11 protein-coding genes are annotated in these 10,794 nt (G+C 58.9%); 4 read left to right on the top strand and 7 right to left on the bottom strand.

Features of this window, described 5'->3' with window-relative positions; all coding sequences use genetic code 11:
• Nucleotides 1-275: 275 nt before the first annotated feature.
• The 3 genes from ACCD00_RS28790 to ACCD00_RS28780 form a co-directional block, all read right to left on the bottom strand.
• Nucleotides 276-1,934: a cation acetate symporter gene (locus ACCD00_RS28790; RefSeq protein WP_322614313.1), complete on the bottom strand. Its 1,659-nt coding sequence runs from the start codon at nt 1,932-1,934 to the stop codon at nt 276-278.
• Nucleotides 1,931-2,242 (bottom strand): DUF485 domain-containing protein, encoded by a 312-nt coding sequence (locus ACCD00_RS28785; RefSeq protein ID WP_057398424.1) that lies wholly within the window; start codon nt 2,240-2,242, stop codon nt 1,931-1,933. The genes ACCD00_RS28790 and ACCD00_RS28785 overlap by 4 nt, the downstream gene beginning before the upstream one ends.
• Before the next feature lie 252 nt (nt 2,243-2,494).
• A complete protein-coding gene (locus ACCD00_RS28780; RefSeq protein ID WP_413428622.1) occupies nt 2,495-3,346 on the bottom strand; it encodes a glycine betaine ABC transporter substrate-binding protein in 852 nt (283 codons plus the stop codon).
• A 287-nt stretch (nt 3,347-3,633) separates the two neighbouring features.
• Here ACCD00_RS28780 and ACCD00_RS28775 point away from each other — a divergent pair, with 287 nt between their 5' ends.
• Nucleotides 3,634-5,229 carry a beta (1-6) glucans synthase gene (locus ACCD00_RS28775; RefSeq protein ID WP_413428621.1) on the top strand — a complete coding sequence of 532 codons (1,596 nt, stop codon included), beginning with the start codon at nt 3,634-3,636 and terminating at the stop codon, nt 5,227-5,229.
• 125 nt (nt 5,230-5,354) lie between these two features.
• Here the strand turns inward: ACCD00_RS28775 and ACCD00_RS28770 are convergent, their stop codons facing one another.
• Entirely contained in the window at nt 5,355-5,723 is a 369-nt protein-coding gene (locus ACCD00_RS28770; protein WP_413428620.1) for a hypothetical protein, read from the bottom strand.
• Nucleotides 5,724-5,948: 225 nt separating this feature from the next.
• Between ACCD00_RS28770 and ACCD00_RS28765 the strand changes: the two genes are divergently transcribed.
• Entirely contained in the window at nt 5,949-7,247 is a 1,299-nt protein-coding gene (locus ACCD00_RS28765; RefSeq protein ID WP_413428619.1) for a serine/threonine protein kinase, read from the top strand.
• Entirely contained in the window at nt 7,240-8,028 is a 789-nt protein-coding gene (locus tag ACCD00_RS28760; RefSeq protein ID WP_413428618.1) for a VacJ family lipoprotein, read from the top strand. Before ACCD00_RS28765 ends, ACCD00_RS28760 begins: the two co-directional genes overlap by 8 nt.
• A 139-nt stretch (nt 8,029-8,167) precedes the next feature.
• On the opposite strand, the gene ACCD00_RS28755 is transcribed toward ACCD00_RS28760, so the two are convergent.
• Complete coding sequence (locus ACCD00_RS28755) at nt 8,168-9,082, bottom strand: DUF808 domain-containing protein (RefSeq protein WP_413428617.1); 915 nt, start codon at nt 9,080-9,082, stop codon at nt 8,168-8,170.
• 134 nt (nt 9,083-9,216) lie between these two features.
• Here ACCD00_RS28755 and ACCD00_RS28750 point away from each other — a divergent pair, with 134 nt between their 5' ends.
• Nucleotides 9,217-9,825 (top strand): TetR/AcrR family transcriptional regulator, encoded by a 609-nt coding sequence (locus ACCD00_RS28750; protein WP_322614320.1) that lies wholly within the window; start codon nt 9,217-9,219, stop codon nt 9,823-9,825.
• Nucleotides 9,826-9,936: 111 nt separating this feature from the next.
• Here ACCD00_RS28750 and ACCD00_RS28745 read toward each other — a convergent pair whose 3' ends face one another.
• Together ACCD00_RS28745 and ACCD00_RS28740 are read right to left on the bottom strand one after the other, a co-directional pair.
• Nucleotides 9,937-10,395 carry an REP-associated tyrosine transposase gene (locus tag ACCD00_RS28745; protein WP_413428623.1) on the bottom strand — a complete coding sequence of 153 codons (459 nt, stop codon included), beginning with the start codon at nt 10,393-10,395 and terminating at the stop codon, nt 9,937-9,939.
• Between the two features lie 213 nt (nt 10,396-10,608).
• Nucleotides 10,609-10,794: heme-binding protein (locus tag ACCD00_RS28740; protein WP_413428616.1), on the bottom strand; the 186-nt coding region annotated here is incomplete at its 5' end.

Here is a 10,794-nt window from a genome sequence, read left to right as displayed (position 1 = left end):
AGAGCAATGCCCCCGGATGAATGCCGGAGCGAAGGAACCCCGAGCCCTGGCGAGGGGCCGGACGTTCGGGGCGAGCGCTTTTTTTGCTTACTTTTTTTAAGGCGCTTGTTAAAAAAAGTGAGTCGCCGTAAGGGCGAAACCCTAAGTCGCCGTTACCGCAGCAACGGATATACACACCAAAAAAATTCCGGTCGATTATCGCCCAACAAAAATGCCCCGATCTCTCGACCGGGGCATTGGATGTCAGTGCAACTTATATATAAAACATTGAAGCCTTAGTGCGAAACCGCCCCACTCGCCCCCAACCCGGTCTGCGAACGAACAAACTGCGGGAAGAACAACGCCCGCTCATTGTCAGCCGCAGTGGACTTGTCGGTAACCGAGAAGAACCAGATCCCGACAAAGGCAATCATCATCGAGAACAACGCCGGATACTCATACGGGAAGATGGCTTTCTCATGATGCAGGATCTGCACCCAGATGGTTGGGCCAAGGATCATCAGGCCTACCGCACTGATCAGCCCCATCCAGCCACCGATCATCGCACCGCGAGTGGTCAGCTTTTTCCAGTACATCGAAAGCAGCAGCACCGGGAAGTTGCAGCTCGCCGCGATGGAGAACGCCAGGCCCACCATGAACGCGATGTTCTGGCTTTCGAACAGAATGCCCAGAACAATGGCCAGCACACCCAGGGCAACGGTGGTGATCTTCGAAATACGAATCTCATCCTTCTCGTTGGCCTTGCCCTTCTTGATCACGCTGGCATACAGGTCGTGGGACACCGCCGAAGCACCGGCCAGGGTCAGGCCGGCAACGACCGCCAGAATGGTCGCGAACGCCACCGCCGAGATGAAGCCCAGGAAAATGCTGCCACCGACCGCATTGGCCAGGTGTACCGCCGCCATGTTGTTACCACCGAGCAACGCGCCGGCCGCGTCTTTGAAGGCCGGGTTGGTGCTGACCAGCAGGATCGCGCCGAAACCGATGATGAAGGTCAGGATGTAGAAGTAGCCAATGAAGCCGGTTGCGTACAGCACGCTCTTGCGAGCTTCCTTTGCGTCACTCACGGTGAAGAAGCGCATCAGGATATGCGGCAGACCTGCGGTACCGAACATCAGTGCCAGGCCGAGGGAGAACGCCGACACCGGATCCTTTACCAGACCGCCCGGGCTCATGATCGCCTCACCTTTAGGGTGAACCTTGATCGCCTCGGAAAACAGGATGTTGAAGTCGAAGTTGACGTGCTTCATCACCATCAGCGCCATGAAGGAAGCGCCGGACAACAGCAGGACAGCCTTGATGATTTGTACCCAGGTGGTCGCCAGCATGCCGCCGAACAACACGTAAAGGCACATCAGCACACCCACCAGGATCACCGCGACGTGATAGTCGAGGCCGAACAGCAACTGGATCAGCTTGCCGGCACCGACCATCTGGGCGATCAGGTAGAACGCCACCACCACCAGCGAACCGCAGGCGGACAGTGTGCGGATCTGGGTTTGCCCCAGGCGATAGGACGCCACGTCGGCAAAAGTGTACTTGCCCAGGTTGCGCAGGCGCTCGGCGATCAGGAACAGAATGATCGGCCAGCCCACCAGGAAGCCGATCGAATAGATCAGCCCGTCATAGCCGGAAGCGAACACCAACGCGGAAATCCCCAGGAACGAGGCGGCCGACATGTAGTCGCCGGCAATCGCCAGACCGTTCTGGAACCCGGTGATCTTGCCACCCGCCGCATAGTAGTCGGCAGCCGACTTGTTGCGCTTGGAGGCCCAGTAGGTAATGCACAGGGTGGCCCCCACGAACACAACGAACATCAGGATCGCAGCGACGTTGAGAGGTTGTTTATGCACTTCACCGGTCAGGGCGTCAGCCGCCCAGGCGCCCGGTGCAAAAGCCGCGATGCTCAATAGAGCCAGTAGACGCCGGATCATTGCTGAGCCTCCTTGAGAATCGCATTGTTCAGGTCGTCAAACTCGCCATTGGCACGTCGTACGTAGATGCCGGTCAGGACGAAGGCCGAAACAATCAGCCCGACGCCGATCGGTATGCCCCAGGTAATCGAAGACTCGGGACTGATTTTCGTCCCCAGCACTTGCGGCCCGTAAGCGATCAAAAGGATGAATGCGGAGTAAAGCCCTAGCATGACCGCCGAAAGAATCCAGGCGAATCGTTCCCTCTTGCTAACCAGCTCCTTGAAGCGCGGGCTGTTTTGAATCGAGAGGTAAATGCTGTCGTTCATTGTTTTTATCCTCGCAGCACAGATTTAGTTGGAACGGTATCCACTCTATGCGGCTGCGGGGCAGGTTCCAGACGACCTTAGTCTTAGAACCACATGGCGTTTTCGCCATTTATCAGCACGCCACAAATCAATGTGGGAGCGGGCTTGCTCGCGAAAGCCGCATGTCGGTCAACCTCTCAGTCAACTGACAGTCAGTATTCGCGAGCAAGCCCGCTCCCACAGGGAAAAGCAGCTTAGACGCTTGATCGAAGTTTATTTAGTCCAGTCAGCAACACGCTCTGGGTGTTTGGCAATCCAATCCTTCGCGGCGGCATCAGGCTTGGCACCGTCCTGAATCGCCAGCATGACCTGACCGATTTCGTCCTTGGATTCCCACTGGAAGTTCTTCAGGAACTTGGCCACTTCCGGTGCCTTGGCCTCCAGGCCTTTGCTGCCGATGCTGTTCACGGTTTCAGCCGCGCCGTACACGCCTTTCGGGTCTTCGAGGAAGCGCAGTTTCCACTTGGCGAACATCCAGTGCGGCACCCAACCGGTCACAGCGATGGATTCGTTTTTCTTCTCGGCACGGGTCAACTCGGCGATCATGCCGGCGCCGGAACTGGCTTTGTTTTGATACCCGGTCAAGTCATAGTCCTTGATGGCCTGATCGGTCTTGATCATCACACCTGAACCTGCGTCGATGCCGACGATGCGTTTCTTGAAGCTGTCGTCGGTTTTCAGGTCCTCGATGGACTTGGCCTTAACGTACTCCGGCACGATCAGGCCAATTTTCGCGTCCTTGAAGTTCGGGCCGTAATCGACGACCTGATCCTTGTTCTTCGCCCAGTATTCGCCGTGGGTCACCGGTAGCCAGGCCGACAGCATGGCGTCGAGTTTGCCGGTGGCCACGCCCTGCCACATGATCCCGGTAGCGACCGCTTGCAGCTTCACGTCGTAACCGAGTTTCTGTCTGATCACTTCTGCCGCCACGTTGGTCGTGGCGACACTGTCCGACCAGCCGTCGACATAACCCAAAGTCACTTCCTTACCGGCGGCACTGGCCGCGGTAGCGCTGATCGCCAGCACCAAAGCGGCACCTGCGCCCAAGAGTCGTCGCATCTTCATCGTTACTTCCCCGAAAGTGCTGCGCTCGACGGATGCCGAGTCGCTTAAACGTATTGTTATGGTGCACAGCGCCCCCATCACGCCTACCGCAAACTCGTTGGAACATCAGCGGAGTACTGACGCCTTCGATAATCAACCTGACGCTCATCGCGACCTGCTCTGCCAGCGACCTCAATCCATCGAGAAACGACATCAGAAAGCCATTAATCTTTAACGCGACCTACGCACCGGAGGCTCCGCCCGAACTTTGCATGTCAAAATCATGCAGGCCACCAAGCACGCGGTAAATGCAGGTAACATGCGCCGCTTTGTTCCCACACGGCCTGACCATGTCCGCGACATCACGCTTTCCTTTTCCTGCTTATCTATTCGCCTGCCTGCTGGGGCTTTTTGCCCTCGGTGGTTTCTGGTACGGCATTGGCAAACCGGTGATCCTGCCGGATGTCGCCAGCGCGACGCACAAGCTGCAATGCGCCTCCTACACCCCGTTCGACAAAGACCAATCGCCGTTCGACGTGCCATTCAACTTGCGCCCCGAGCGCATGGATGCCGACCTCGCGCTGCTGTCCAAAAGCTTCGAATGCATCCGCACCTACTCCATGACCGGCCTCGAAGCCCTGCCGGATCTGGCGCGCAAGCATGGCTTGAAGCTGATGATCGGCGCCTGGGTCAACAGCAACCCGGTGGACACGGAAAAAGAAGTCGACCTGCTGATCGCCTCGGCCAACGCCAACGCGGATGTGGTGAGCGCGGTGATCGTCGGCAACGAAACCCTGTTGCGCAAGGAAGTCACCGGCGCGCAATTGGCGAAGCTGATCAACAAGGTCAAAAGCCACGTCAAACAGCCTGTCACCTATGCCGACGTCTGGGAGTTCTGGCTCAAGCACCCGGAAATCGCCCCCGCCGTGGACTTCCTGACCATCCATTTGCTGCCGTATTGGGAAGATGATCCATCGAACATCGACGCAGCCCTTCAACATGTGGCCGAAGTACGCCAGGTGTTCGGCAACAAGTTCGCGCCCAAGGATGTACTGATCGGCGAAACCGGCTGGCCAAGCGAAGGTCGCCAGCGTGAAACGGCCCTGCCGAGCCGGGTCAACGAAGCCAGGTTCATTCGTGGTTTTGTCGCCATGGCCGAGCAACAGGGCTGGCACTACAACCTGATCGAAGCCTTCGACCAGCCGTGGAAACGTGCCAGTGAAGGTGCGGTCGGGGGTTACTGGGGATTGTTCGATGCCGATCGCCAGGACAAGGGCGTGCTGGCCGGGCCAGTGACAAACGTACCGTACTGGTCGCAATGGCTGTCGGTTGGCGGATTGATCTTCATCGGCACGCTGCTGCTTGGCGGCCGGGTTCGCACGACGCGCTCGGCGCTGGTGCTGCCCCTGCTCGGCGCATTGGCGGGGTGCTCGATTGGCGCCTGGGGTGACCTGGCACGGGTTACCACGCGCTTTACCAGTGAGTGGTTGTGGGTCGCATTGCTGACTGCCCTGAATCTGCTCGCGCTGGCCCATGCCGCGCTGACTTTGAGCCCTCGTAGCGGTTGGCGCGGGCGGGCTTTCGACTTGCTCGAACGCCGTGCTGGCTGGCTGGTGGCAACGGCAGGTTTCGCGGCAGCCGTGATGATGCTGGAACTGGTGTTCGACCCGCGCTACCGCAGTTTCCCGAGCGTCGCGTTCATCGTGCCGGCGCTGGTTTATCTGTGCCGCCCGGTGAATGTGCCGCGCCGCGAGATCGCGTTGCTGACCTTCATCATCGGTGCCGGCATTGCGCCGCAGTTGTTCCGTGAAGGCTTGCAGAATCAGCAGGCCTGGGGCTGGGCGCTGGCGAGTGTGTTGATGGTGGCGGCGTTGTGGCGTTGCTTGCGGGTTCGCAAGGTTTGACTCTTTAGCGACTTGACCGGCCTCTTCGCGAGCAAGCCCGCTCCCACATGGCTCTTCGGCGAACATCTACTTTGTGTTCGACAACGATCAAATGTGGGAGCGGGCTTGCTCGCGAAGGCTGACGGTCAGGCGCCGCGAGACTCCCTGACCAACCGCAACCCCGCAATCACCACCGCAAACACCGCCAGCGTCGTGTTGTACAGGGCCAGTGCCGGAAACCCGAACACCAGCGCCAGCACCGCCAGCCACCAGCCTGCCCGCCCCGGCACGACAAAGCCGATGATCGCCGCGCCCAGCGCAGCCCAGCCCAGAACCCCGAAGTGGATCATCAGCCCCAGGCTGGAACGCACCTGGCACTCCCAGCGGCTTGCCTCATCCACGCAAATGCCGACCCATCGCGCATCCTCCATGAAGCCATAACGCGCGCCATAACTGGCGGCCAGCCATAGCGGCAGCAACACAAGCAGCAAAATCACGGGCAAACGGCGGGACATGTAACACTCCAAAAGGCGAAAAACGGCGGCCAGCTTAATCGCACGACAGCCTTGCGCAAGCATTAACAACTGTTAACTGGGCATTCAATCGCTGCAAAGTGTATCGTCCAGCTACTATTACGTCGAAATCAGGCCTGTTTGGTGCCGATGCGTGGCACTTTGGCGCAAATCCAGCGGTCATAGCCTGCGAAACTCATTCGGCACCTTCCTCTAAGGGATATAGTCATGCTCCGTTCCTTGCGCTTCGCCGCCCTGTTTGGCGGCCTTATATTGAGTGCGTCCGCACTGGCGGTCGACATTGACGCCGCCAGTTATGGCTACCCCCTGACCAATCCGTTCGAGGCGACCATCGCGACCACGCCGCCGGACCTGCGTCCGGAGCTGCCCCTGGACGGTGACATCGATCAGGCGGTGCGCAGCGTTACCTTGCGTCCGGAACGGGAATTCGATTTGCCGGATAATTTCTGGGCGGTCAAGAAACTCGACTACCGCATTGCCACGCAGGATCACGCCGCGCCGCTGATTTTCCTGATCGCCGGCACCGGTGCACGCTATGACAGCAGCCTGAACGAATACCTGAAGAAGCTCTATTACAAAGCCGGCTACCACGTGGTGCAGCTGTCATCGCCCACCAGCTATGACTTCATGAGTGCCGCATCGCGCTTCGCCACGCCGGGCATTTCCAAGGAAGACGCTGAAGACATGTACCGGGTGATGCAGGCCGTGCGGGCACAGAACCCGAAAGTGCCGGTCACCGATTACTACCTGACCGGGTACAGCCTGGGTGCACTGGATGCCGCTTTCGTTTCGCACCTGGATGAAACCCGCCGCAGCTTCAACTTCAAGAAAGTCCTGCTGCTCAACCCGCCGGTCAACCTCTATACCTCGATCACCAACCTCGACAAGCTGGTCCAGACCGAGGTCAAGGGCATCAACAACAGCACCACATTCTATGAGCTGGTGCTGAACAAACTGACCCGCTACTTCCAGCAAAAGGGCTACATCGACCTCAACGACGCTCTGGTCTACGACTTCCAGCAGTCCAAACAGCAGCTGAGCAACGAACAGATGGCCATGCTGATCGGCACTTCGTTCCGCTTTTCGGCGGCCGACATTGCCTTCACTTCGGACCTGATCAACCGCCGCGGCCTGATCACCCCACCCAAGTTCCCGATCACCGAGGGCACCAGCCTCACGCCATTCCTCAAGCGTGCATTGCAATGCGACTTCGACTGCTACATCACCGAACAGGTCATCCCGATGTGGCGCGCCCGTACCGACGGCGGCAGCCTGCTGCAACTGATTGACCAGGTAAGCCTGTATGCACTGAAGGACTATCTGCACGAAAGCCCGAAAATCGCCGTCATGCACAACGCCGATGACGTGATCCTCGGCCCTGGCGACCTGGGCTTCCTGCGCAGGACCTTCGGTGATCGCCTGACTGTTTACCCGCACGGTGGCCACTGCGGCAACATTAACTACCGCGTCAACAGCGACGCCATGCTGGAGTTCTTCCGTGGCTAAATATCTCCTGCTGTTCGCAGCGTTACTCTGTGCAGGCGTCGCCAATGCCGACAACAGCAAAGCCAACGCTCCCGTGGTCGTCGACAGTGACGGTTTCAAGGAACCGTTGAGCAAACTCAAGTTCAACCCGGGCCTGGATCAGCGCGAGTTCGAACGTTCGACGCTCAGCGCACTGGCTGTCTACGATCCACTGGAAGAGTGGAACCGGCGCGTGTATCACTTCAACTACCGCTTCGACCAATGGGTGTTCATGCCGGTGGTCAATGGTTACCGCTACGTCACCCCGAGTTTCCTGCGTACCGGTGTCAGCAACTTCTTCAACAACCTGGGCGACGTACCCAACTTGTTGAACAGCCTGCTGCAACTCAAGGGCCAGCGTTCACTGGAAACCACCGGGCGACTGCTGCTCAACACCACCATCGGCATCGCCGGCCTGTGGGACCCGGCCACCGCCATGGGCCTGCCGCGTCAAAGCGAAGACTTCGGCCAGACACTGGGCTTCTACGGCGTGCCGGGCGGCGCTTATTTCGTCCTGCCGATCCTCGGTCCGTCGAACCTGCGTGATACCAGTGGCCTGGTGGTGGATTACACGGCCGAGAGTGCGATCAACTTCCTCAACGTCGCCGAGGTCAGCTCCAACCATCCGGAAGTCTGGATCCTGCGCGGCATCGACAAGCGCCACCAGACCAGCTTCCGCTATGGCCAGATGAACTCGCCGTTCGAGTACGAGAAAGTGCGTTACGTATACACCGAAGCGCGCAAGTTGCAGATCGCCGAGTAACCCCCCAAAAAAAGCACTGTGGGAGCGGGCTTGCTCGCGAAGACGGAGTGTCAGTCGACATCAACATTGACTGACAGACCGCTTTCGCGAGCAAGTCGGATCGCCGCACCGCCGCTCCCACATTTGTTTGGTGTTGGCTTTAGCCTTTGAGCGTTTTCCAGATTTTGCCGGCAGCCATGACCCCAACCAGCACCACCGCACCCGCCACAATCCCCGCTACCCCATTGAGCAACGTCGGCACGATAAACCCGGCACCGCCTGCCCCTGTGCTGACACTTTCAATCCAGTGATGCACCACCGGCACGCCGTGGGTCAGGATGCCGCCGCCTACCAGGAACATCGCCGCAGTGCCAATCACCGACAGGCTTTTCATCATGTACGGCGCAGCGCGCAGAATGGCGTCACCGATGCTCCTGGCCATCTGACCAGGCTTGCGGGTCAGCCACAGCCCCAGGTCATCGAGTTTGACGATGCCCGCTACCAACCCGTAGACACCGACAGTCATGACGATGGCGATCCCCGAGAGCACGATGACTTGCTGGCTCAGCGCCGACTCGGCCACGACGCCGAGGGTGATGGCGATGATTTCGGCCGAGAGAATGAAGTCGGTACGGATCGCGCCCTTGATCTTGTCCTTTTCAAACGCCACCAGATCCACCGCCGGGTCTGCCACCGCCTCGACCAATTCGGCATGTTCAGCCTGATCTTCAGCCTTGCTGTGCAGGAACTTGTGGGCGAGTTTTTCAAACCCCTCGAAGCACAAATAAGCACCACCGAGCATCAACAGCGGCGTGACCAGCCACGGAATGAACGCACTGATGGCCAGCGCCGACGGCACCAGGATCAATTTATTGATGAACGAACCCTTGGCGACCGCCCAGACCACCGGGATTTCCCGCTCGGCCCGCACGCCGCTGACTTGCTGGGCGTTGAGTGCCAGGTCGTCACCGAGTACGCCAGCGGTTTTCTTGGCGGCCATTTTGGTCATCAATGACACGTCGTCCAGCACGGCCGCGATGTCGTCGATCAGCACCAGCAAACTGCTTCCTGCCATGAATCGGGTTTCCTTCTGCAATGAATGCGCAGCAGCATAGCGCGGCAGCGCGGGCTGCGGTGCATTCTTGAGCGCCGCGCGAGGCCGGTGATACCATGCGCAACCGCCAGAACAGGCAAGGAATCACCCGGGTTATGAGCACTATCCGCGAGCGCAACAAACAACTGATCCTGCGTGCCGCCAGTGAGGAGTTTGCCGACAAAGGCTTCGCTGCGACCAAAACCAGTGACATCGCAGCCAAGGCGGGATTGCCCAAGCCCAACGTCTACTACTACTTCAAATCCAAGGAAAACCTCTACCGCGAGGTTCTGGAAAGTATCATCGAGCCAATCCTGCAGGCTTCGACACCGTTCAATCCGGAGGGCGAACCCGGTGAAGTGCTCAGCGGCTACATTCGCTCGAAAATCCGCATCTCCCGCGACCTGCCTTTCGCCTCCAAGGTGTTCGCCAGCGAAATCATGCACGGTGCCCCCCACCTGAGCAGCGATCTGGTCGAACAGCTCAATGGCCAGGCCAAACACAACATCGAGTGCATCCAGACCTGGATCGACCGCGGACAAATCGCCCCCATCGACCCCAACCACCTGATGTTCAGCATCTGGGCCGCGACCCAGACCTACGCCGACTTCGACTGGCAGATCACCGCCATCACCGGCAAGGCCAGGCTGGATGAAGAGGATTACGAAGCGGCAGCGCAGACGATTATCCGGTTGGTGCTCAAGGGGTGTGAGCCCGAGCGGTAGACCGCGGCGCGCGCCTTCGCGAGCAAGCCCGCTCCCACAGGGGATTGGTGGGCGCTGAAGATCCGGTGTGGGAGCGGGCTTGCTCGCGAATGGCGACAACTCGGTTTTAGATCAAACCCAAATCGCATCCCACAACGGATAGTCGCCAAGCTTCTCGACCAGTCCTGCCCGCAATGGGTTAGCCACAACATATCGAGCCAGCTTCACAAGATCTTCTTCTTTTCTTAAGGCATGGTCATGGAAACCTTGCTGCCAGAGGCTACCTGTTCTGCCAGTAGCCGCATTGATTGCTCGGGCACTCAAGGATTTGGTTTGGCACATCAGCTGTCCCAATGAGCCTTTGTTCAACTGAATCAACCAATGAAAATGATCGGGCATGACTACCCAGGCCAAGGAATCGGCGAAGCCATCATTCTGTGCTTGCCTGAGTTGATGGACCACCAAGCGACCCAAGGCGTAATCCCTGAAAACAGGTTCTCGCTTCAGGGTATTGGCAGTCAGTAGATAGATGCGGTATTGCTCGGTGTACCGGCCGATGCGCAGGCGGTGTGAAGCTGACAGCTCAGGCATTCCCTTGCCCTCTCTCATGATGAAATCTGGGAAAGGCTAGATCAGCGACTGCAAAATCGCGGCGTAGACTTTTGGCTGGATGTGTCCGGTACATAGCCTTCGCGAGCAAGCCCGCTCCCACAGTGGATTTCGGCATCCGGACATTTTGTGTCCAACAACGGTCCAGTGTGGGAGCGGGCTTGCTCGCGAAAGCGCTAGTTCAGCCAGTGAGATTTAAGCCGCCACCCCCGCATCCGCCACCAACCCCAACGCCTCGATCGCATTGATCGCACACTGCTCGTCAACATCCGACAGATCCCCGCTGATCCCCACCGCTCCCAGCACATTCCCGTCCTGATCCCGAACCAGTACACCACCCGGTGCCGGCACGACGCTGCCCTGCCCCAGGCTGTTCAACGC

Origin of the sequence: Pseudomonas sp. Pseusp3 (genome assembly GCF_047304225.1) — a bacterium.
In the GTDB taxonomy this organism is placed as follows: domain Bacteria; phylum Pseudomonadota; class Gammaproteobacteria; order Pseudomonadales; family Pseudomonadaceae; genus Aquipseudomonas; species Aquipseudomonas fluorescens_CD.
Note: the sequence above shows the minus strand (reverse complement) of the source record. Positions and strands in the feature narration are given on the sequence as shown.